Origin of the sequence: Streptococcus mitis (assembly GCF_946188685.1) — a bacterium.
GTDB lineage: Bacteria > Bacillota > Bacilli > Lactobacillales > Streptococcaceae > Streptococcus > Streptococcus mitis_CC.
On the sequence record NZ_CAMHWH010000005.1, the window covers coordinates 43,059 to 64,873 of the forward strand.

Sequence of the window (21,815 nt, forward strand, 5' to 3'; positions counted from 1 at the left end):
GGAAATAGAAAAAAGACAAAAAATTAAAAATAAGAAACTGAAAGGGAAATTACAATGGAACGAATCATTCATGGAGATGTCTTATCACCAATCTTGGCTTATATGCGCCTAAAGGGGCAACACAAGGTTATCTTAGAGAGTATTCCGAGAGACAAGGAAACAGCTCGTTTTTCTATCCTAGCCTATAATCCAGTTTTTGAGATTAAGTTTGAAAATGGAGTCCTCTATCAAAATGGTCAAGTGATTGATCGGGATCCTTTGGATTTCCTTTATGAAGTGACTCATAAGAACCAGCACCATTCAGATCTACCTTTTGGTGGGGGAGCTATTGGCTTTGTCGGTTACGATATGATTTCGCTCTATGAAGAAATTGGTCAAATTCCTGAGGATACCATTGGAACGCCAGACATGCATTTCTTTGTCTATGAGAGCTATATGGTCTTTGACCACAAGAAGGAAAAAATCCATGTCATCGAGGATGCTCTTTACAGCGAGCGTAGTCAAGAAGACTTGGAAAAAGCCTTGAATCAAGTGCTTGAGGAATTACGCATCCCTGCTCCAAATGAATTTGAAGATTTGGATTTATCACCACTTGACTTCAAACCCCATATTGCCCCTCAGAAGTTTGAGGAAATGGTGGAAACAGCTCGTGACTTGATTCGTAATGGAGATATGTTCCAATGCGTACTCAGTCAGCGTTTCTCAGCAGAGGTTACTGGAAATCCATTTGACTTCTACAGAAATCTCCGCGTGACCAACCCATCTAATTACCTCTATTTCTATGATTTTGGGGATTATCAAATCATCGGTGCTAGTCCTGAAAGTTTGGTTTCTGTCAAAAATGGCGTTGTAACAACCAATCCGATTGCGGGGACACGACCAAGAGGAGCTACGGATGAAGAAGACAAGGCTTTGGCGACAGACCTGCTTTCGGATGAGAAGGAAACAGCAGAGCATCGGATGTTAGTAGACTTGGGTCGTAATGATATTGGCCGCATCTCTGAAACGGCCAGTGTCCAAGTCACCAAGTATATGGAAGTGGAGCTCTTCCGTTATGTTATGCATTTGACCAGTGTGGTCAAGGGACGTTTGCTTCCAGAACTCACTGCTATGGATGCCTTGAAAGCAACACTTCCTGCTGGAACTGTTTCTGGAGCACCAAAAATTCGAGCGATGAGACGCATCTATGAACTGGAAACGGAAAAACGGGGCGTATACGCAGGAGCAATCGGCTACTTGTCTGCGACGGGTGATATGGACTTTGCCATTGCCATCCGAACGATGATTCTCAAAAATCAAACAGCCTATGTGCAGGCTGGGGCAGGGATTGTCTATGACTCCATCGCCCAAAACGAATACCAAGAAACCATTAACAAAGCAAAATCTATGACTAGAATTGGAGAACTAAGACCATGATTTTATTGATTGACAACTATGATTCTTTTACCTATAACTTGGCCCAATACATTGGGAATTTTGCAGAAGTTCAGGTTTTGAGAAATGATGATCCCAAGCTGTATGAAGAAGCTGAAAAAGCAGATGGTCTGGTCTTTTCTCCTGGTCCTGGTTGGCCAGTTGATGCTGGAAAGATGGAAGACATGATTCGTGATTTTTCTGGCAAGAAGCCGATTTTAGGGATTTGTTTGGGCCACCAAGCTATCGCAGAAGTCTTTGGTGGTAAGTTAGGTTTGGCTCCAAAAGTCATGCATGGGAAACAGAGCAATATCAGCTTTGAAGCGCCATCTGTTTTGTATAAAGGTATCGAGGATGGCCGTGCGGTCATGCGTTATCACAGTATTTTGATTGAAGAAATGCCAGAAGACTTTGAAGTGACAGCTCGTTCGACTGATGACCAAGCCATCATGGGAATTCAACATAAAAACCTACCGATTTATGGCTTCCAGTACCATCCAGAGAGCATTGGAACGCCAGATGGATTGTCTTCTATTCGGAATTTTATCGAGAAGGTTGTAAAGTGAGGAAACTAGGATGAAAGAGATTATTGAAAAACTAGCAAAATTTGAAAATTTATCAGGTGTGGAAATGACGGATGTCATTGAGCGTATCGTAACTGGGCGTGTAACGGAGGCGCAGATTGCTTCTCTCCTCTTAGCTCTTAAGATGAAGGGGGAAACACCTGAAGAACGCACAGCCATTGCTCAAGTCATGAGAGGGCATGCCCAACATATTCCAACTGTAATTCATGATGCTATGGACAACTGTGGTACAGGTGGGGACAAGTCTTTTAGTTTTAATATTTCCACAACTGCAGCCTTTGTCTTGGCTGGTGGCGGTGTTCATATGGCAAAGCACGGTAACCGCTCGATTTCTTCTAAATCTGGTTCTGCAGATGTCCTAGAAGCCTTGGGCATCAACCTAGACCTCAAACCAGCTGAACTAGGTAAGGTCTTTGATAAAACTGGCATCGTCTTTCTCTTTGCTAAAAATATGCACCCAGCAATGAAATACATCATGCCAGCTCGTTTGGAATTGGGAATTCCAACGATCATGAACTTGACTGGTCCACTGATTCACCCAATGGCTTTGGAAACACAGCTTCTTGGAATTAGTCGTCCAGAACTTCTAGAAAGTACAGCTCAGGTTTTGAAAAACATGGGTCGTAAACGTGCCATCGTGGTTGCTGGGCCAGAAGGATTGGATGAAGCTGGTTTGAATGGAACAACCAAGATTGCACTTCTTGAGAATGGCGAAATCACCTTGTCAAGCTTTACTCCAGAGGATTTGGGGATGGAGCGCTACGCTATCGAAGATATCCGTGGTGGCAATGCTCAGGAAAATGCAGAAATTTTGCTCAGCGTTCTTAAAAATGAACCAAGTCCATTCTTGGAAACGACAGTTTTAAATGCTGGTCTTGGTTTCTATGCTAATGGTAAGGTAGATAATATCAAGGATGGAGTTGCCTTAGCTCGTCAAGTCATTGCTAGTGGCAAGGCTCTTGAAAAACTCAGACTGTTACAGGAGTACCAAAAATGAGTCAGGAATTTTTAGCACGAATCTTGGAGCAAAAGGCGCGTGAGGTTGAGCAGATGGAGCTGGAGGAAATCCAGCCCCTGCGCCAGACCTATCGTTTAGCTGACTATCTAAAACAACATCAAGACCGTTTACAGGTAATCGCAGAAGTCAAGAAGGCTAGCCCTAGTCTGGGAGATATCAATCTAGATGTGGATATTGTGCAACAGGCTCAGACTTATGAAGAAAACGGCGCAGTGATGATTTCTGTTCTGACAGATGAGGTTTTCTTTAAAGGGCATTTGGATTATCTGCGGGAGATTTCCAGTCAGGTAGAGATTCCGACGCTCAACAAGGACTTTATCATCGATGAAAAGCAAATCATCCGTGCTCGCAATGCTGGTGCGACAGTTATCTTACTCATTGTCGCTGCCTTGTCAGAAGAACGTGTCAAGGAACTCTATGACTACGCGACAGAGCTTGGTCTGGAAGTCTTGGTGGAAACTCACAATCTAGCTGAACTAGAGGTAGCACACCGCCTTGGTGCCCAGATTATCGGGGTCAATAACCGCAACTTGACCACCTTTGAAGTTGACTTGCAGACCAGTGTAGATTTGGCTAAATATTTCAAAGATGATTGCTTATACATTTCTGAATCTGCTATTTTCACAGGGCAGGATGCGGAACGAGTAGCACCATACTTTAACGGAATTTTGGTAGGGACAGCTCTTATGCAGGCAGAAGATGTAGCCCAGAGAATCAAGGAGTTGCAGATTGACAAAGGTTAAAATTTGCGGATTATCGACCGAGGAAGCGGTGGAAACAGCCGTTTCAGCAGGAGCGGACTACATCGGCTTTGTCTTCGCACCTAGTAAAAGACAGGTGACCTTGGATCAGGCTGCTGAGCTGGCAAAGATTATTCCGTCAGACGTAAAAAAAGTTGGTGTATTTGTTTCACCAAGTCGGGCAGAACTGCTAGAAGCGATTGAAAAAGTTGGCTTGGACTTGGTTCAAGTTCACAGTCAGGTGGCGGATGATTTGTTTGAGAATTTGCCTTGTGCCAGTATTCAGGCTGTGCAGGTGGATGGAGAGGGTCATGTGCCCAATTCTCAGGCAGACTATCTACTCTTTGATGCCCCTGTGGCAGGGAGTGGCCAGACCTTTGACTGGGGTCAACTGGATACGACAGGACTAGCTCAGCCCTTCTTTATCGCAGGTGGGCTTAATGAAGACAATGTAGTAAAAGCAATTCAACACTTTACTCCCTATGCAGTAGATGTATCGAGCGGAGTGGAGACAGACGGACAAAAAGATCATGAAAAGATTAGAAGATTTATAGAGAGGGTAAAGAATGGCATATCAAGAACCAAATAAAGATGGATTTTACGGAAAATTCGGCGGACGTTTTGTCCCAGAAACATTGATGACAGCAGTTTTGGAGTTGGAGAAGGCTTACCGTGAAAGTCAGGCAGACCCAAGTTTCCAAGAGGAATTAAACCAACTCTTGCGCCAGTATGTGGGGCGTGAAACTCCCCTTTACTACGCAAAAAATTTGACTCAGCATATCGGCGGAGCCAAGATTTATCTTAAACGTGAAGACCTTAACCATACAGGGGCCCACAAGATTAACAATGCCTTGGGACAAGTTCTTCTGGCTAAACGCATGGGTAAAAAGAAAATTATCGCTGAAACAGGTGCTGGTCAGCACGGTGTGGCAACTGCAACTGCTGCAGCCCTCTTTAACATGGAATGTACCATCTACATGGGTGAGGAGGATGTCAAACGCCAAGCCCTTAATGTCTTCCGTATGGAGCTTTTGGGAGCCAAGGTTGAGGCAGTGACAGACGGTTCGCGCGTGCTCAAGGATGCGGTCAATGCAGCCCTACGTTCATGGGTAGCGAATATCGATGATACCCACTATATCCTTGGTTCTGCCTTGGGACCTCATCCTTTCCCAGAAATTGTTCGTGACTTCCAAAGTGTCATCGGTCGAGAAGCTAAACAACAGTACCGTGACTTGACAGGTCAAGATTTACCAGATGCCCTAGTAGCCTGTGTTGGTGGTGGTTCTAACGCCATTGGGCTCTTCCATCCCTTTGTAGAAGATGAGTCTGTAGCCATGTATGGGGCCGAAGCGGCAGGACTAGGTGTGGATACAGAGCACCACGCAGCTACCTTGACCAAGGGTCGTCCGGGTGTCCTTCACGGTTCTCTCATGGATGTTCTCCAAGATGCCCATGGTCAAATTCTTGAAGCCTTCTCTATCTCAGCAGGTTTGGACTATCCTGGTATCGGTCCAGAACATTCTCACTACCACGATATTAAACGTGCAAGCTATGTTCCTGTGACAGACGAAGAAGCCTTGGAAGGATTCCAGCTCTTGTCTCGTGTGGAAGGGATTATCCCAGCCTTAGAATCTAGCCATGCTATCGCCTTTGCAGTGAAATTGGCCAAAGAACTTGGACCAGACAAGTCCATGATTGTCTGTCTATCAGGTCGTGGGGACAAGGATGTGGTTCAAGTCAAGGACCGCTTGGAAGCAGATGCAGCAAAGAAGGGAGAAGCTCATGCCTAAGACACTAACAGAAAAATTAAACGCTATAAAAGCAGCTGGAAAAGGAATTTTTGTTCCCTATATCATGGCTGGAGACCATGAGAAAGGTTTGGATGGTCTAGCTGAAACAATCCACTTTTTAGAAGATTTGGGTGTCTCTGCCATTGAAGTGGGCATTCCCTTTTCAGACCCTGTTGCAGATGGACCTGTTATCGAAGAAGCTGGCTTGCGCAGTTTAGCCCACGGGACCTCTACCCAGGCTTTGGTTGAAACCTTGAAAACTATTCAAACAGAGGTTCCGCTGGTCATCATGACCTACTTCAACCCCCTCTTTCAGTACGGTGTGGAGAACTTTGTCAAAGATTTGGAAGATACAGCGGTTAAGGGCTTGATTATCCCAGACCTGCCTCATGAGCATGCCAACTTTGTAGAACCATTTTTGGCAGACACAGATATGGCCTTGATTCCTCTAGTTAGTTTGACGACAGGAATTGAGCGTCAGAAAGAGTTGATTGAAGGGGCAGAAGGATTTGTCTATGCGGTTGCTATCAATGGGGTGACAGGGAAATCAGGCAATTACCGTGCAGACTTGGATAAGCACTTGGCACAATTGCACCAAGTGGCCGATATCCCAGTCTTGACAGGATTTGGCGTATCTAGTCAAGCCGATGTAGAACGCTTCAATGCGGTGTCAGATGGCGTTATCGTCGGTTCAAAAATCGTAAAAGCTCTCCATCAAGGAGAGCCGATTGAGGACTTTATCAAACAAGCAGTAGCTTACCAAAAATAATCATGCAAGCAGCAAGTAAGAGGAAAGGAACAAAAGGAAGTCTTTCCTTTTTCTTTTTCAGGAGAAAGGCTAGAATTCCTGTTGCAGAAGCAAACTGAATCAAGATCAGTAACTCCGTTACGCTAAAGACGAGAGCACAAGAAGCCAAAAAGAGAAAATCACCTGCGCCCATGCGAATATCGATAAAATGAGCCACAATTCCAAGGACAAGGAAGAGGACCATGACTAGATTCCAGCCAGAGAAAGCCATGAGGATTAGGTGAAAAGTCAGCCAGACTAGTAAGGGATATTCCTGATGACGGAAGTCGTAGATGCCCAGAGTCAAACCAGCAGTGATTAGGATGACTTGCCCCAAGGAAAGAAATCCCCAAGACCAAACCAGAAAAAGGAGACCTAAACCTAGTTCAAGAAGGGCATACCAGACTGGATAAGGAGCCTTGCAGTAGCGACAGCGAAAGCGATTGAAGACCTGCGAGAGAATCGGAATCAAATCTAAGGGATGCAAGCGAGTCTGACAGGCATCGCAGTGGCTAGCTGGTAGGATAATGGATTGCTCTGGAAAACGGTCAATGACCAAACCAAGAAAGGAAGCGAGAATGCTCCCGACAAGAAAAAAATAAAAATCAATCATACTTATCTATTCGTAAAAAATAGGAGAAGTAGTATAATGGAGAAACATAGACAAGATAGTGAGGTCGAGATGACAATTCGTTTTGAAGAAAATGTGAGCACAGAAAATGCTCAGCTCGTATGCCAATGGTCCAACTCCCTGGGGAAAGATTTTCAGGAACAATGGATGGGACCAAAGATTCCTTTTCCACTGACCCTTCAAGTCTTGCAAGAGTTGGAAGGAATCTTTTCAATCTTTGAAGGACAAGAGTTTGTGGGGGTTATCCAGAAAATCAGGCAAGAAGACAGCAATCTTCATATTGGACGCTTTTTTATCAATCCCCAGAAACAGGGACAAGGCTTAGGTAGGCAGGCTTTAAGGAAATTTGTTAGTTTGGTCTTTGAAAATGGAGACATAGATAGTATTTCTCTAAATGTCTTCGAGGCAAATCAGGCAGCCAAGCATCTTTATCAAAAAGAAGGATTTGAAATCGTTAAAACCATTGAAGCACCTGTACGAAAATACGTTATGAAAAAGTTTAGATAGAAAGCAAAAAGCCTTGGTTCCCAAAGCTTTTTAATCTTATAAACTCATTAAAATAACTCCCAGTTAGATTTGGAATATTTTTTATTCTGTGTCATATAAAAATAAATAAAATGAATGGCTATAGCTAGAGCTAAAATGGTTGTTATACTCACTACTATTATAGGATTAGAAGCAAAGATTAAAGAGAGAATCAAGGCAGCCAGATAGAGTGTCGCTTGGACACAGTAGTAACTTTTCGAATAGCGAAGATAGTGTTTGTTATAGGGCCCATTTACTAGGACAGCAGCTTGAAAGAGGCCAAATCCGATATAAGAGAAGCTGGTTGCAAAGAGACGATTAGCTTCAGGATTCTGAAGAAAACTCATCGATACAGTCATCATCATAAGTCCAATGAAAATAGGATAGTGACTGTAAATTAGAAATAGTCCCTTTTGATTAGATTTTTCATCAATAGCATGGTCGAATTGACCAAAATAAAACAAGAACAGAGAAATCATAATAATGAAATAAAGAACCGAATAAATCGAGAAATTCTCGATTGTAAAGAAGTTAGCTAGCTCCGTAATCATCTCTCCAAACATAATAATGACAAGAAGGGAGATACGCTCGATTAAATGGGGGAGATTTACCTGGTAATGCTTATCTTTATTAAGCAAGATACTTGGCATAATAAATGTTAGCAGAATACTAGCAAATAAGATATAGACTCTAAGGTAAATAGGAAGAAGAGCTGCTAGATAGAATCCTAAACTTCCTAGACCTGTTATCCATAGAAAACCTTTGATACTTTCCCGATTAGCATCATCGGTTGATTTTCTAAAAAATTCAACCAAATATTGAAAAAATAAGGTAAGGGTTAATGTACCAATAGCCCAACAGAGATAATGAAAATATTGTTGCCAATCAGGTCCAATCATATTGGCTATAAAGAGTAAAATTCCCATTTTGATAAACATGATTACTATGTTAAATAAAGAGTTCTTTCCATAGCGATTGGTATAATCGGTTTGAATCATCCAGGAATCGATGAGAAACAAAGTAGCAATGAAAAAAATCAAGGAAAGAATTCCAAGTCAAAATACCGTTATGAAGATGCTCAATTAAAGTAGTTACTTTTGAAATTGCAAAAACAAAAACTAGGTCATAAAAAAGTTCTGAAAATTCTACACGTTTATGTTTAATAAGAGTTGTCATCTTAAGACCTTTCTATTTTAGAAGTACAATTTATTATAACAGAAAATAGCAATAAAAGAAAAGGAGATGCTTAAATAACTTCATGTGGCGCGAATGAACTGCACCCCAAGTTAGATTTTTTCTGTCCAACTTTTGGGGTCAGTACAGAAGGGCCACTTTTTCTATCGTTTTTAGTGCTAAGACTACACAAAAAAGCCCTATATTATAAGGCTTTTCCTGTTGATTTAGATGCCCCCTACAGGGATTTGGAAAGGACTTTCATATTGAGAGCAATTAAAAATATTGAAATATAAGTGATTTTAGGTATTTTCAATGTCATGATTTAAAAATGGGACAAAAGTGGGGCAAAAACCATACAGATTCTAAACTGTATGATTCTTTTTTTATCTAACCAAGAAAGGTTAAAACTTATTAAAACAAATGCAATCAACTGTTGAAAACTTTTTAGTCCGTGTAATATAAAAACAAGTAAAAAGTTGAACTATAGGGAATATTGTGTCATAATAGGTAATAGATGAATAATTAATAGATTGGAAATAATGCTTTCTTACCTTAACAAGTTGAATTGGTTATACATTTTTTCGTCGCAATTGTGTCTATCTCTCGAGTTTAGCTAGTTTTTATAAGCTCTGGTTTCTAATCAATATAACAAATTTTAGAAGTGCATAAGACAAGATGGTGACATTACTACAGTCATTTCTAGTCACCATATGTTGCTGGCACAGGCTGTTTGTAGTGTTGGCTATTTACTAGTCAGTTTAATCGGAGTGTTTAATTTTTATTGTTGAAAGGTTTTTATATGGCGAAAATTCTATCTTTAGGTCTGACAGGTAAGAAATTACTTGCTCAGGGGTTCTTGTTTGTTCTGCTAGGTCTCATCTTGATGGTCACGGGGACTTGGTTGCCAGTAAAGGTTATTCGACTGGTTCTGTTTTTAGCTTGGATAGCAACGGTCTTAGATTTAGTATTACGTATTTTCAAAAAAAGTCAGTCAACGGACACCTTGGGAGTTGCACTGGTTAAATTGTTAGTGCTGGGATATTTGCTTGGCTCCAATCTTGCGACGGATGTGCCGATTTATATTTTGGCTCTTGTGATTGGAGTTTATCAGATTTTTCATGCTAGTATTAACCTTGTCACCTATGTTCTCTACCGCAAAAACAAAATTCGACCTCGTTTTCGTCTCTTACTAGATGGACTCGTACTAGTTTTTCTTGGTGGGACTAGTCTTTTGTCCTCTACAGGAAATTCTGTCTTTCAACTCTTTGTATTAGGGGCTTATTTTTTCCTTTATGGTGTGTCCAATATCCGTGATGGTTTCTTGTTTGAGGAGGAAATTGGGAAAAACCATCTCAAACGTCGCATTAGAATTAGCTTACCTATTGTCCTAGCCGCTCTCATCCCTGCAAGAACTTTAGCAAAAATCAACAAATTCATGCAGGAAAATGCTGATGAGAGAGAGGATATCCATCTTGGAATGGTGAAGTCTGGTAAGACAGCGGAGCTTGAAATTTTTGTTCATACAGCTGAGACCTCTCTGTTTTCGGCAATTGGTCATGTGGATATCTGCTATCAAGGCCGTGTTATTTCTTATGGCAACTATGATCCGTCTTCTGAGACCTTATTTGGCATGGTAGGAGATGGTGTCTTATATTTCTGTGATCGTGACAAGTACATTGACCTATGTAAACGTGAGAGTCAAAAAACGCTTTTTGGTTATGGGATAGATTTGACGCCTGAAATGGAAAAAGCAGTTCAGAAAAAGTTGGCTGAATTGAAACAACTGACGATTCCATGGGAGCCAAGTGCAGATAAAATCATGACAGGTGATGGTAAGGAAGACTACACCTACGCTTATAAAATCAGACATGAGACAGATGGGGAACTTTATAAATTTATCAAATCTAAGTTTAAATCCTACTTTGTCTTATCTACAAACTGTGTGCTCTTGGCAGATACCATAGTCGGTCAGGCTGGAACAGATATCCTCTCACCCAAAGGATTTATCGCACCAGGAACTTACCAAGCTTACCTTGACCGAGAGTTTGAAAAACCAAATAGTATAGTCGTATCTAAACATGTTTATTAAGGAGAATTTATGAATTTAGTAAAAAAATACACCCCGTTAATCCTTTTTATAGGGCTGGTTACTCTTGTAATTCTGAATGCATCAAGCTTTATATCAGGGGCAGTATCTCTCTTTGAAGTAACTTCTACCTTGATTTATGGTGCTGTTATTGCTTTTGTGCTTAATGTTCCTATGAAAAAAATTGAACAGTACTTAGTTAAATTGAAGGTAAAGGCAGAGTTGCGTCGTCCGATTGCCATGGTACTTGTTTTCCTAGCTCTTATCTTAATCGTGATTGCTCTTTTGGTTTTGGTGCTGCCAACCCTAGCTCAGACTATTAGTCAGCTGGGAACAGTCCTTTCAACAGTCCTTACTCAACTTGGGAAATTGCTAGGCAGCTCGGAATTTGTAACCAAAGACATGTTGTCAACTATCGTATCAGGCATACAGGGACAATCTAGTTCTATTAGCCAAGCTTTGATAGGTTTTTTATCAGGTCTGACTAGTAATATCGGCAATATTTTTTCAAGTTTGATGAATGCCTTTTTGATTATAGTCTTCACCTTTTTATTTTTATCCAGTAAGGAACATTTGGCAGCGATGACGAGTCGACTTCTAAAAGTTTTTCTTCCAGAGAAGGTGGTGATAAAGTTGACTTACATTGGACAAGTAGCACTAGAGACTTATGACCAATTTTTGATGAGTCAGCTGATTGAAGCAGTTATCATAGGAGTTATGATAGCGGTTGGTTACAGCGTGTTTGGGATACCCTATGGAGTAATGACAGGTATCTTTGCAGGAGTGCTATCGTTCATTCCTTATGTAGGGCCTATGATTGCTTGTGTTGTGGGAGCGATTTTTATCTTCACAGTGAGTCCTACTCAAGCCTTACTTTCTCTTCTTCTATATCAAGTTATACAGCTGATTGAAGGAAACCTTATTTATCCAAAAGTTGTAGGTCAGTCTATTGGTTTGCCAGCTCTTTTCACACTTGCAGCAGCTAGTATCGGAGGGAATCTTTTCGGACTACTTGGAATGATATTCTTTACCCCCGTATTTGCTGTTATCTATCGACTGGTTAAAGAATTTGTCGTTGCAAAGGAAAATCAGGTAGATTAAGAAAAACTAAATTTAATAAGATATACTGAGAAGAGAGTGAGAGATTCTCTTCTCTTTTATTTTTAAATACTTTTCTACAAAAAGCTATTAGACGTTAAAAAAAGCCTTGGTTTCAAGGCTTATTTCTGTTGATTTAGATGTGCCCCCTGCAGGGCTCGAACCTGCGCCCCATAGCTTAAGAGTCTACTGCTCTACCAACTGAGCTAAGGAGGCAACAGAAAAAGCTGAGAATGTAACTTCCCAGCTATTTTAATATGCCCAAAATGGCAGCTAGATTATTTACGAAAGGCATCAAGGATATAGGTGAAACCAACAATTAAAAATGCAAAGGCAACGACATAAACGACAAAGACACTTGTAGCTACTGGATTGAACAAAATCACTAGACCTAGTAAAAATGCAAGCAAGGCTACCCACATGATATGGTTGCCAATAATAGGGAAAATCAATCCCAGACGATTGCCTTTAAAGAAAGCTATAATGGCTTCTACAATTAACCAAATTCCTAAAATAGTTGGAATGACAACTGGCAGCGTCACAAAGCCATAGGCAACGAGGTAAAGAGCTAAGAGAAGATTAACAATCCCTTGGAAAAGATGAGCTGGTGAGCGAAGCTCTTTTGGTACAGAGAAATAGCCTAAAATAGCTGCTATAGAAGAAACCAGTAAACCAAATGCAATCCACCAGCTGTAAACAACAAGATTAGCTACTGGGTTTGTAAATAGGAAAAGTCCTAAAAGGACAAAAACAACTCCTGCAAGGAATAGCAGTAAACGATTAGAAAATTTCATTTCAATACCCCCTATATAGTATAGTATAGTATAGTATAGTTTGATAATAAAAATATTATACACCTTTTTAGAGGAAATGTCAATAAACAAAATGGAAAATTTGGAAGTTTCAGTCTGATTCATGAAAAGAAAATCAGTTTTTATTATTTTGAAAATAAAAAGAGAAGATAAAATTTGTCTTCTCTACATGAAAATATTGTATGGCATCAAAGCAAAAGTAACTGGCTTTACACTATTTGTTAAGATGTAATTTGGTTCAAAAAGAAAAGATAGATTTAAAAGTGGGGCAAATGATGAGGCAAATCAGTTATAGATAAGCAAAAAAGCCTTGGTTATCAAGGCTTTTCCTGTTGTATTTAGATGCCCCCTACAGGGATCGAACCTGTGACCCACGGATTAAGAGTCCGCTGCTCTGCCAGCTGAGCTAAGGAGGCAAAGAAAAAAGCTGTATTGGTGCCGAAACTTCACGGTTTGTATTGAACCCGCGCAATTAAGCAGGTGGGCAACTCGCTCTAACTGAAGCTGTTTCCGTGTGAGACGGCCTACATGCTGTTAGAAGACTTTTGTTTCCCTAATAATACAAAAAATAGTCGGTCAACACTTAAGTGTGAAGTCGTACACCACAGCGTTTCTATGTTTATATGATACCACTTTTTCAAAAAAAATCAAGAGGAAAGTGCAATTTTTTGAAAAGGATTTCAGATTTTTCGCAAACGGTCGATAGCTTCCTTTCTTTGAGCCAAAGCCCGTTCATATTTACCAGTATCTTCTGCTTGGAAATAGTGATGATTGCGGATTTTTTCTGGCAGATAGTCTTGCTTGACCCAATTTCCAGGATAGTTGTGTGGATAGAGATAGTCTTGGGCATTCCCTAGTTCCTTGCTTCCGCTGTAGTGTCCATCACGCAGGTGTCGCGGAATAGGCAAGTGCCCTGATGTTTTGAGGTCAGCAAGTGCCTTATCCATAGCTACATAGGCTGAGTTGGATTTTGGAGAAAGGGCCAAATCAATCACGACATTGGCAATGAGAATGCGGGCTTCTGGGAACCCAATCTTCTGGGCAGCATCCAGAGCAGTCACGGTATGAATCTGGGCTTCAGGGTTGGCCAAACCGATATCTTCATAGGCGATAACGGTCAAGCGACGAGCGAGACTTGGCAGATCCCCAGCCTCAATCAAGCGGGCAGCATAGTGAAGACTGGCATCAACATCTGAGCCACGGATAGACTTTTGCAGGGCAGATAGAACATCATAGTGACCGTCTCCATCCTTGTCCATAGTGATGTAGCTTCTCTGAAGACTATTTTCCATGATGTCTAGAGTGATATGGCGAATGCCCTTATCATTCTCAGGGGTAGAAAGAACAGCCAAATCCAGTGAGTTAAAGGCAGAGCGCAGGTCTCCGTTTGTAGAGGTTGCGATGAAGTCCAGCGCATCCTCATCTAGTTCTACTGGAAAATCAAAACCACGCTCAGGGTTACTTAGAGCTATCTGTAGAGCCTCTTTGACTTCTTGGTTAGACAGAGGTTCCAACTCAAAAATTTGAACGCGACTGCGAATGGCAGGAGTGACAGAAAAGAAAGGATTTTCAGTTGTAGCCCCAATCATGATGACTAGTCCACTTTCCAAAAGAGGCAAGAGGAAATCTTGCTTGGTTTTATCTAGTCTATGAATCTCGTCTAGTAATAGGACGAGACCACCTGAAAATTTAGCTTCTTCAGCGATTTCTTGCAGTCGCTTTTTACTATCAACTGTCGCATTGAAAGTTCGAAAGGCATACTTAGTAGTCCCAGCGATGGCTGATGCAATGCTGGTCTTGCCGATTCCCGGAGGTCCATAAAGAATCATGGAGGACAGGCGGTTGGCTTCCACCATGCGGCGGATGATTTTTCCTTGTCCAACCAGATGCTCCTGACCGATGACCTGGTCAATGGTTTTAGGGCGCATGCGAAGCGCGAGATTGTCTGGCATAGCAGTCCTTTCTAACGTGGATTTTAGTGTCATATTTTTTGAGTAGAATGACTCATCTAATATATCTTACTATGTCCATTCTAGCCTATTAGTTGTGATATTTCAATGGTTTTGTAATATTCAGGGTGTGAGATAGAATCTTTTTGACTATTTAATTTAATGAGGAGAGGCATCAGCATGAGATAATGGATTTCCCTTAAAACTCAAAATAGGATAGTTGAGCCTAAAGAAGTGGAAGTGCTGACTTGAGAAATAATATTGCTAAATGTTATTGCATGAACTATAATGAAAAGAGAGGTGATAAGTAGTGGAAATAATGGAATTACCAAGTTAGGAAGTTTTCTTGGTAAAGTACATAGTAGATATAAATTTAGATAGCAATATTTGAAAAGGAGAAAATGGAACTAGATGAATACTTCAAATTCAAAGCTACTTGAAAATAAGTCATTTATGGAACTTGACGGACTAGTTGGTTTACCAAATGGAGTGAAATCAGCACCTATGAAATACAATCTTGGAAAAATTAACAAATATTTAAACGAAACAGGAAAAGAATTTAAAGAACTGACTGTTCTGGAACTAAAACAATTTGAGAGAGTTAAATAAAGATGGGACTAGATAAAAGGTTTGTGGAGAAAGCCTTTGCCAGTGGCAAAGATAGAGTGAATAGAGCGATTTTTGTAAAACCTGAAGAGCTTATTGAACTATCTGATGAAGATTTAAGTTATTTTGGGGAAGGTATTTTTTATTGCTTACCTCGTAGCAAATTTGTAGAAAGTCATAAAGATGAGATTAGAGAGAAATACAATCTTTCTAACGAATTACCAAAGATAAATGGCATCTATTTAGGGATTTTTTTAAAAATGAGGTCATGGGATAGAATTAGAAAAACCAAACCAAGCTTAAAAGAAATTATAAACATGGTTGAAAAGTGAAATAGTAGCTATATATTTTATATTATTGGAATTCCCTTTTGCGTAAGCTTCTTTGGCTTCTGCAAGTGTCATTTCATTAGGGCCGCCATCTATATTAGTTTCTCCTGTATTTTGCCACTGACAGACGTCAAGATGTCATACACTGCTGTAACAGTCCCACATACTGGACAATGGACATATTTGCTACCGTTAATAATGATTAAATTCTCTTTTCCAGTCTTATTCATTTAAGGTTACTCCCAACACTATACAAATATATTAGCTATTTCAATACACTACTTTTTCAATATCATTGATTGTAATTGTTATGGTATCCCAGTCTTTCGGGGAATCTCCTATGTCAGCAATAAAAGTATCTTCACTTAACTTTTCGACAATTGTCGCCGTTTGACCGTTTTTTAACAACACTGTATCAAATTCTAGAATTTTTACGATTTTTCTCCTTGCGTAAGCTTCTTTGGCTTCTGCGAGAGTCATCTTGTTAGGGCCACCGTCAATATTTATAATACCCGTATTTTGCCAACGACAGACGTCACAGATATCATAGTCCATAACTTCAGTTCCGCAAACAGGGCAATGTAGCCATAAATATCCATCAATTACCCAAGTCTTTTGTGATTCATTTATGTCGTTTTTCCTTTTATAAGCCATTTTTGCTTCAGCAAGCGTTATTTTATTAGGACCGCCATCGATATTAAATGCTCCCGTATTTTGCCAATGACAAACATCGCAAATATCATAAGTTTCTACTAAAGTTCCACATACAGGGCAATGCACATGCTCCCAACCATCAATGAAAATTAAATTTTCTTTTTTAGTTTTATTCATGATAAACAACTCCTGTTATTTTGTAATACCGTCTTGAGTTAACTCTATTGATGCGATTTCAGATTCATTAAATCCAACATATGGATATTTATCTGTTCTTATTTTAATTTCATCATAGAGTTCATCTTCTGTATCAAGTTTCCCTGTAAAGCTATTACAATGACTCTCTAAAATTTGACCGTCAACAAAAACAACCCTAATTTCTTTTCCTAAATATTGTTCTAAATTCATTACTGATTTCCTTTCCAATATTATACTTCAAATCAAGTGATATTACTAATGAATAAAGTATGGTAAATGATAAAACAGTTTATCTGACAATGCAAGTTTCTCGTCTGCTGAATGTATTGATTTAGTAGTTTTTGCTAGTCTTTTATAAAAATCGTAATATAATTTTGGGTGATAATCATTTTTTAATGAAGAGAGGAGAAGTAATGTTAAGATTGAATCGCGCCATTTCTAGTGGGTCGAGAAAAGCAGGAACTCTGATAGTTCTGTCTATCCGTTTATATAAGGCTTCCCTTAGAACCACATCTAGGGGATTTTATGTATAAGAGAATAATAAGTATCACTCCTTTACAATACGTGTAGCACGTGTTATAATGGTGTTGTCAGGAGGTAAAAGCGCTATGCCTATGACACAAAAAGAGATGGTTAAACTCCTTACGGCCCATGGTTGGATAAAGACTAGAGGCGGTAAAGGTTCCCATATTAAAATGGAGAAGCAAGGAGAAAGACCTATCACAATCCCTCATGGTGAGCTGAATAAGTACACTGAAAGAGGGATAAGAAAGCAAGCTGGGTTGTAAAATTCAGCCCCTGCTTTTTGATATGGAGGTAGTGAGATGTTAGTTACGTATCCAGCTTTATTTTATTATGACGATACAGACGGAGCAGAAGCGACTTATTTTGTCCATTTCCCGGATTTTGAATACTCAGCGACACAAGGAGAGGGGATTTCTGAGGCTCTGGCTATGGGTTCAGAGTGGTTAGGCATAACTGTTGCAGATTTGATAGAGAGTGATGAAGACTTGCCCCAGCCATCAGATATCAATAGCTTGTCTTTAATTGATAATGATCCTTTTAAAGATGATGAAGATTTCGTGTCAACCTATGACCTTGATAAATCTTTTATTTCTATGGTATCTGTTGATGTATCAGAGTATTTAGGAAGTCAGGAACCCATTAAAAAGACCTTGACCATACCAAGATGGGCAGATAAGTTGGGACGAGAAATGGGACTTAACTTTTCTCAGACTTTGACAGACGCTATTGCAGATAAGAAAATTCAAGCCTAAGATTAAGTGTGACATCGTGGGAATAGTCAATAAAAAAAGCACTCCTAATTGTGCTGGTTACTTGTCTATTGATCCTATAGATTTGCTAGCCCTTTCGAGGGCTTTTTGTGTTGAGTTTTTGGAAAAAATAAGGAAATCAACCGTTTAAGAAAATCACTAATACCAAGGGTTTAAATGAGGTAATATGGTATAATTAGGACATAAAATAATTTTGTGGTAAGATGGTAGTATCTATTTTAGCATATTTCCGAGCAATCGGGGCGATTTAAGAGTCGCATAGAAAGAGGACAAAATGGCAACATATGGATTTTTAGATGTTTTAGAGGAAGAGTTGGAGAAGAACTTTCCCTTTGACTTTGAGATTAGTTGGGACAAGCGTAACCACGCAGTTGAAGTGAGTTTTCTATTGGAAGCGCAAAACGCTACAGGTGTGGAGATGGTGGATGAGGACGGAGAGGTTTCGTCAGATGACATTCTCTTTGAAGAAGCAGTTCTTTTCTACAATCCTGCCAAATCAACCGTCAATGAGGAAGACTATTTGACTGTCATACCTTATCTTCCAAAAAAAGGATTTTCTCGTGAATTTTTAGCATATTTTGCTCTTTTCCTTAAAGATACTGCTGAGGTTGGGCTAGATGCCCTTATGGACTTTTTGGAAGACCCAGAAGCAGAAGAATTTGTCATGGAATGGAACCAAGAAGTCTTTGAAGAAGGAAAAGTAGGTTTGGAAGAGGGAGAGTTTTATCCTTATCCGAGATACTAGGAGTTGGTTGGAAATGTTATGAAGAAAATTGGGATTTATTTGGTTTATGTGCTAGCTGTTGTCTTTATTATGCTGGCTTTTGCTTGTGGAACAATCGCATTTGCAGAGTTGGGGTATTCCGCAGTTTTAGTCTTTACTTTTGGTTATTCCTTCGCTCTTCTAAGTATATATTTAATCTTTATTCTTCATGAGCTGGGACATGCTTTTTGTGGCTACTTGACAGGCTATCGGCTGGTGGCTTTTGGATTAGGACATTTTATTTTGACCAAAAAGTCAGGCAAGTTTCGTCTTAGTAGAACAGCCATTCTGAAAAATGTTGGTGCTCAATACATTGGTTTAAAAGAGGATGAAAGCGATCAAAGAATCATCCTGATGCTTTCAGGAGGCTTGATGGTTCATCTCAGCTTGATATTATTGGCGATAGTGTTTGGATTTTTGACAAGAAGCTGGTATTTTGCAGGGACTTGGATTTTTCTTAATTTGTCTTTCTTCCTAAATAACATTTTGCCAGTCGGCATCACCGATGGCGCAAAAATTTGGGAATTGCTACAATACCCTGAAAATACGAAATTCGCCTACTTGATGTTGAGGCATTCTGCCCAGACCTTGCTAGCTCCTCAAGAATATGATTTAAAAGACTTTATCATACCTGTTGATGAGGAGGCGAGAGGGAGTTTTGCAGAAAGTGTTCAGACTCTTCAGGGATTGGTATTCATATTGGATGATAATATAGAGCTTGCAAAGCAACAGTTTCAGTCTGTGTTAGAGAAAACAGACAATCCAATGTCTAAAACTATTTCTCAATTATACCTTCTTCAAATTGCTCTGATAGAAGGAGATAATAAGAAAGCGGAAGAATATGCAAGTATTCGAGGGGTCAAATCCTTTTTATCTATAAAAACAGCAGATATGCAGGTCATTCAATCTTGGTATCAATTTAAGGTAAGGAAAGATGTAGTTCAAACTCACAAGGCTATGAAGATTGCTAAGCAGAAAATGGATAGTAGTCGAATGTTGAGGGACGAGAAACGCTATTATGAAAACTGGTTAGCCGAGCTGGAAAAGGAATTAACCGAAGGAGTCTAATATGGAAATAGAGATTTCTGATTTCACAGGTTGTAAGATTGCTTTGTTTTGTGGGGATAAGCTCTTGACCATCTTACGCGATGATAAGGCAAGTATTCCCTGGCCCAATATGTGGGAACTGCCCGGTGGGGGACGCGAAGGGGATGAAAGTCCTTTTGAGTGCGTGGAGCGTGAAGTTTTTGAGGAACTGGGCATTCATTTGACTGAGGATTGTCTGCTTTGGAGTAAGGTTTATCCAAGTATGCTTTTTACAGACAAACAGTCCGTTTTTCTAGTTGGTCAGTTAACACAGAACCAGTTTGACAGTATCGTATTTGGAGATGAAGGACAGGGCTATCAGCTCATGAATGTTGAGGAATTTCTTAGTTCCAGTCAAGTTGTACCTCAGTTGCAGAATAGAGTGAGAGATTATTTGGAGGAAGTTCGATAAATGGCGAAGCGTAGCAAAAATATCAATATGTTTCTCATGGATGGTGAAGTGACTGGAAAAATCAAATGTACTTTGTCAAATTGGACGGGAGTGATTTACAAAATACCTCGTATTCAGTTGGGAGATTTGAAGTCGCGTGATGAAATGAAACAAAGTGGTATTTATTTCTTATTTGGTCGAGATGAAGATAAACAGAAAGATGTGACCTATATTGGTCAGGCGACAACTCGGAAAAATGGTGAAGGGGTATTGTTGCGAATTCAAGAGCATACCCGCGATACTCACGCAGATTATTTTAATGACGTCATCATTCTAACAACTCAAAATAATTCTTTTGGTCCAACAGAAATTAGCTATTTGGAAAATAAATTTACTCAACTTGCTAAAGAAGCTGGTCGCTACATTGTGAAAAATGGGAATGATCCAAATCCTGGTAATGTGACTGAGGAAAAGGAATCTGAACTGGATGAAATTGTTGAAAATACGCTAATGATTATTGGAACTTTAGGTTATCGTGTTTTTATTCCAATGACAAAGAAAGTTAGTCAAGATTTGACTGATAATCATTCAACTTATCTTTATTTAAAGCGTAAAACTAAGAAATCTAACAAAGTAATAGAAGCAACTTATGAACGGACAACTGAAGGTTTTGTTGTTTTAGAAGGAAGTCAAGTAGAAATAAAGGATTCTCCATACCTTCCAGCAAGTTTAAAAGAAATGCGTCAGAATTTAATAGCTTCTCGGATCATTCAAGATGGGGTGTTAAAAGAAAAACAACTCTTTTCTAGCCCTTCTTATGCAGCGGCTTTTTTGCTGGGTATGCAAACGAACGGTCGAACTGATTGGAAAAATCAGGATGGAAGAACTTTAAAAGAATTGGAAGAATTAATAGATTGATAAGGAAAATACATAATGGAAACATGGCAAGAGTTAAAAGTTACAGTCAAGCGTGAGGGAGAGGAGTTGGTTTCCAATCTCTTGATTGAGCTGGGAGCGCAAGGTGTTGCGATCGAAGATAGTATGGACTATGTGGGAAATGTTGACCGCTTCGGCGAGATTTTCCCAGAGGTTGAGCAGCAAGAAGAAATCGTAGTGACAGCCTACTACCCTGATACGGTTGATGTAGCAACGGTTGAGGCAGACTTGCAGGCCCGTCTCGCGGAACTAACTGATTTTATGGACTTGGGAGAGGTCAAGATGGGGACGACTGCCTTGGCTGAGGAAGACTGGGCAGACAACTGGAAGAAATACTATGAACCAGCTCGTATCACTCATGATTTGACCATCGTGCCGTCTTGGACGGACTATGAGGCGACTGCTGGGGAAAAGATTATCAAGCTGGATCCAGGTATGGCTTTTGGTACGGGGACCCATCCAACCACTAAGATGAGCCTCTTTGCCTTGGAGCAGGTTCTTCGTGGTGGGGAAACAGTGCTAGATGTGGGTACTGGTTCAGGGGTTCTCTCTATTGCCAGCTCGCTACTTGGTGCTAAGGAAATTTTCGCCTATGACCTAGATGATGTGGCAGTTCGTGTTGCTCAGGAAAATATTGAACTCAACCCTGGTATGGAAAACATCCATGTAGCAGCAGGAGACTTGCTTAAGGGTGTTGAGATTGAGGCAGATGTCATCGTGGCTAATATCTTGGCGGATATCCTCATTCATCTGACAGACGATGCCTATCGTTTGGTTAAGGACGAAGGCTACCTCATCATGAGTGGAATTATTAAGGATAAGTGGGACATGGTGCGCGAGTCGGCTGAGTCAGCTGGATTTTTCCTTGAAACCCACATGATTCAAGGGGAATGGAATGCCTGTGTTTTCAAAAAAACTAAGGATATTTCCGGCGTGATTGGAGGCTAG

The 21,815-nt window shown here is 40.1% G+C and carries 23 protein-coding genes, 2 tRNA genes and 4 pseudogenes; 19 read left to right on the plus strand and 10 right to left on the minus strand.

Annotated features, from left to right (window positions below; all coding sequences use genetic code 11):
- The first annotated feature begins 54 nt into the window (after positions 1-54).
- From trpE to trpA, 7 genes are read left to right on the plus strand one after another with little or no spacing between them, the layout of a single operon-like run.
- Positions 55-1,416 carry an anthranilate synthase component I gene (gene trpE / locus N8N51_RS05980; protein ID WP_261103786.1) on the plus strand — a complete coding sequence of 454 codons (1,362 nt, stop codon included), beginning with the start codon at positions 55-57 and terminating at the stop codon, positions 1,414-1,416.
- Positions 1,413-1,979 carry an aminodeoxychorismate/anthranilate synthase component II gene (locus N8N51_RS05985; RefSeq protein WP_049491312.1) on the plus strand — a complete coding sequence of 189 codons (567 nt, stop codon included), beginning with the start codon at positions 1,413-1,415 and terminating at the stop codon, positions 1,977-1,979. The genes trpE and N8N51_RS05985 overlap by 4 nt, the downstream gene beginning before the upstream one ends.
- Positions 1,980-1,989: 10 nt before the next feature.
- Positions 1,990-2,994, plus strand: a complete 1,005-nt coding sequence (trpD, locus tag N8N51_RS05990; protein WP_060628713.1) for an anthranilate phosphoribosyltransferase — start codon at positions 1,990-1,992, stop codon at positions 2,992-2,994.
- Positions 2,991-3,758: an indole-3-glycerol phosphate synthase TrpC gene (gene trpC / locus N8N51_RS05995; RefSeq protein ID WP_261103787.1), complete on the plus strand. Its 768-nt coding sequence runs from the start codon at positions 2,991-2,993 to the stop codon at positions 3,756-3,758. The genes trpD and trpC overlap by 4 nt, the downstream gene beginning before the upstream one ends.
- Entirely contained in the window at positions 3,745-4,344 is a 600-nt protein-coding gene (locus tag N8N51_RS06000; protein ID WP_261103788.1) for a phosphoribosylanthranilate isomerase, read from the plus strand. The genes trpC and N8N51_RS06000 overlap by 14 nt, the downstream gene beginning before the upstream one ends.
- Positions 4,322-5,545 carry a tryptophan synthase subunit beta gene (gene trpB, locus N8N51_RS06005; protein WP_000331265.1) on the plus strand — a complete coding sequence of 408 codons (1,224 nt, stop codon included), beginning with the start codon at positions 4,322-4,324 and terminating at the stop codon, positions 5,543-5,545. The genes N8N51_RS06000 and trpB overlap by 23 nt, the downstream gene beginning before the upstream one ends.
- Complete coding sequence (gene trpA / locus N8N51_RS06010; protein ID WP_261103789.1) at positions 5,538-6,314, plus strand: tryptophan synthase subunit alpha; 777 nt, start codon at positions 5,538-5,540, stop codon at positions 6,312-6,314. Before trpB ends, trpA begins: the two co-directional genes overlap by 8 nt.
- Here trpA and N8N51_RS06015 read toward each other — a convergent pair.
- The gene (locus N8N51_RS06015) at positions 6,286-6,945 is read right to left on the minus strand and encodes a prepilin peptidase (RefSeq protein WP_261103791.1); all 660 of its coding nucleotides are present in this window, start codon (positions 6,943-6,945) and stop codon (positions 6,286-6,288) included. The two genes, trpA and N8N51_RS06015, sit on opposite strands and share 29 nt — an antisense overlap.
- A gap of 69 nt (positions 6,946-7,014) precedes the next feature.
- Between N8N51_RS06015 and N8N51_RS06020 the strand changes: the two genes are divergently transcribed.
- Positions 7,015-7,470: a GNAT family N-acetyltransferase gene (locus N8N51_RS06020; RefSeq protein ID WP_261100093.1), complete on the plus strand. Its 456-nt coding sequence runs from the start codon at positions 7,015-7,017 to the stop codon at positions 7,468-7,470.
- Between the two features lie 47 nt (positions 7,471-7,517).
- Here N8N51_RS06020 and N8N51_RS06025 read toward each other — a convergent pair.
- Positions 7,518-8,664: pseudogene (locus N8N51_RS06025) on the minus strand (low temperature requirement protein A).
- 799 nt (positions 8,665-9,463) lie between these two features.
- On the opposite strand from N8N51_RS06025, the gene N8N51_RS06030 reads away from it, so the two are divergent.
- Positions 9,464-10,753 carry a DUF308 domain-containing protein gene (locus tag N8N51_RS06030; protein WP_261103793.1) on the plus strand — a complete coding sequence of 430 codons (1,290 nt, stop codon included), beginning with the start codon at positions 9,464-9,466 and terminating at the stop codon, positions 10,751-10,753.
- Between the two features lie 9 nt (positions 10,754-10,762).
- Entirely contained in the window at positions 10,763-11,851 is a 1,089-nt protein-coding gene (locus tag N8N51_RS06035) for an AI-2E family transporter (protein WP_261103794.1), read from the plus strand.
- A 140-nt stretch (positions 11,852-11,991) separates the two neighbouring features.
- Here N8N51_RS06035 and N8N51_RS06040 read toward each other — a convergent pair.
- The 4 genes from N8N51_RS06040 to N8N51_RS06055 form a co-directional block, all read right to left on the minus strand.
- Positions 11,992-12,064: transfer RNA gene (locus N8N51_RS06040), tRNA-Lys, on the minus strand.
- 62 nt (positions 12,065-12,126) lie between these two features.
- Positions 12,127-12,642 carry a DUF308 domain-containing protein gene (locus N8N51_RS06045; protein ID WP_261103796.1) on the minus strand — a complete coding sequence of 172 codons (516 nt, stop codon included), beginning with the start codon at positions 12,640-12,642 and terminating at the stop codon, positions 12,127-12,129.
- A 361-nt stretch (positions 12,643-13,003) separates the two neighbouring features.
- A tRNA-Lys gene (locus N8N51_RS06050) sits at positions 13,004-13,076 on the minus strand.
- Between the two features lie 264 nt (positions 13,077-13,340).
- Positions 13,341-14,612 carry a replication-associated recombination protein A gene (locus tag N8N51_RS06055; RefSeq protein ID WP_001113233.1) on the minus strand — a complete coding sequence of 424 codons (1,272 nt, stop codon included), beginning with the start codon at positions 14,610-14,612 and terminating at the stop codon, positions 13,341-13,343.
- A gap of 408 nt (positions 14,613-15,020) precedes the next feature.
- On the opposite strand from N8N51_RS06055, the gene N8N51_RS06060 reads away from it, so the two are divergent.
- Positions 15,021-15,218: a hypothetical protein gene (locus tag N8N51_RS06060; RefSeq protein ID WP_084888807.1), complete on the plus strand. Its 198-nt coding sequence runs from the start codon at positions 15,021-15,023 to the stop codon at positions 15,216-15,218.
- Positions 15,219-15,220: 2 nt separating this feature from the next.
- Positions 15,221-15,547, plus strand: a complete 327-nt coding sequence (locus N8N51_RS06065; protein WP_084888805.1) for a hypothetical protein — start codon at positions 15,221-15,223, stop codon at positions 15,545-15,547.
- Between the two features lie 33 nt (positions 15,548-15,580).
- Here the strand turns inward: N8N51_RS06065 and N8N51_RS06070 are convergent.
- The 4 genes and pseudogenes from N8N51_RS06070 to N8N51_RS06085 all read right to left on the minus strand — a co-directional run.
- Positions 15,581-15,774 (minus strand): annotated as a pseudogene (locus tag N8N51_RS06070) (CPCC family cysteine-rich protein); the annotation flags it as partial.
- Between the two features lie 214 nt (positions 15,775-15,988).
- A pseudogene (locus N8N51_RS06075) lies at positions 15,989-16,198 on the minus strand (CPCC family cysteine-rich protein); the annotation flags it as partial.
- Positions 16,184-16,375: pseudogene (locus N8N51_RS06080) on the minus strand (CPCC family cysteine-rich protein); the annotation flags it as partial. The pseudogenes N8N51_RS06080 and N8N51_RS06075, both read right to left, overlap by 15 nt.
- A 15-nt stretch (positions 16,376-16,390) precedes the next feature.
- Positions 16,391-16,606: a hypothetical protein gene (locus N8N51_RS06085; protein WP_084888801.1), complete on the minus strand. Its 216-nt coding sequence runs from the start codon at positions 16,604-16,606 to the stop codon at positions 16,391-16,393.
- 398 nt (positions 16,607-17,004) lie between these two features.
- On the opposite strand from N8N51_RS06085, the gene N8N51_RS06090 reads away from it, so the two are divergent.
- The 7 genes from N8N51_RS06090 to prmA all read left to right on the plus strand — a co-directional run bounded on the left by N8N51_RS06090 (position 17,005) and on the right by prmA (position 21,815).
- Positions 17,005-17,184 carry a type II toxin-antitoxin system HicA family toxin gene (locus N8N51_RS06090; protein ID WP_001132287.1) on the plus strand — a complete coding sequence of 60 codons (180 nt, stop codon included), beginning with the start codon at positions 17,005-17,007 and terminating at the stop codon, positions 17,182-17,184.
- A gap of 36 nt (positions 17,185-17,220) precedes the next feature.
- Positions 17,221-17,673 carry a type II toxin-antitoxin system HicB family antitoxin gene (locus N8N51_RS06095; protein ID WP_084888798.1) on the plus strand — a complete coding sequence of 151 codons (453 nt, stop codon included), beginning with the start codon at positions 17,221-17,223 and terminating at the stop codon, positions 17,671-17,673.
- 292 nt (positions 17,674-17,965) lie between these two features.
- On the plus strand, positions 17,966-18,436 hold the full coding sequence (locus N8N51_RS06100; RefSeq protein ID WP_045592523.1) for a DUF3013 family protein: 471 nt from the start codon (positions 17,966-17,968) through the stop codon (positions 18,434-18,436).
- An 18-nt stretch (positions 18,437-18,454) separates the two neighbouring features.
- On the plus strand, positions 18,455-19,522 hold the full coding sequence (locus N8N51_RS06105) for a M50 family metallopeptidase (protein ID WP_192855686.1): 1,068 nt from the start codon (positions 18,455-18,457) through the stop codon (positions 19,520-19,522).
- 1 nt (position 19,523) lies between these two features.
- The gene (locus N8N51_RS06110) at positions 19,524-19,952 is read left to right on the plus strand and encodes an NUDIX hydrolase (RefSeq protein ID WP_084888794.1); all 429 of its coding nucleotides are present in this window, start codon (positions 19,524-19,526) and stop codon (positions 19,950-19,952) included.
- Complete coding sequence (locus N8N51_RS06115) at positions 19,953-20,849, plus strand: GIY-YIG nuclease family protein (RefSeq protein ID WP_084888792.1); 897 nt, start codon at positions 19,953-19,955, stop codon at positions 20,847-20,849. It begins immediately after the preceding gene.
- Between the two features lie 15 nt (positions 20,850-20,864).
- Complete coding sequence (gene prmA / locus N8N51_RS06120; RefSeq protein WP_125454907.1) at positions 20,865-21,815, plus strand: 50S ribosomal protein L11 methyltransferase; 951 nt, start codon at positions 20,865-20,867, stop codon at positions 21,813-21,815.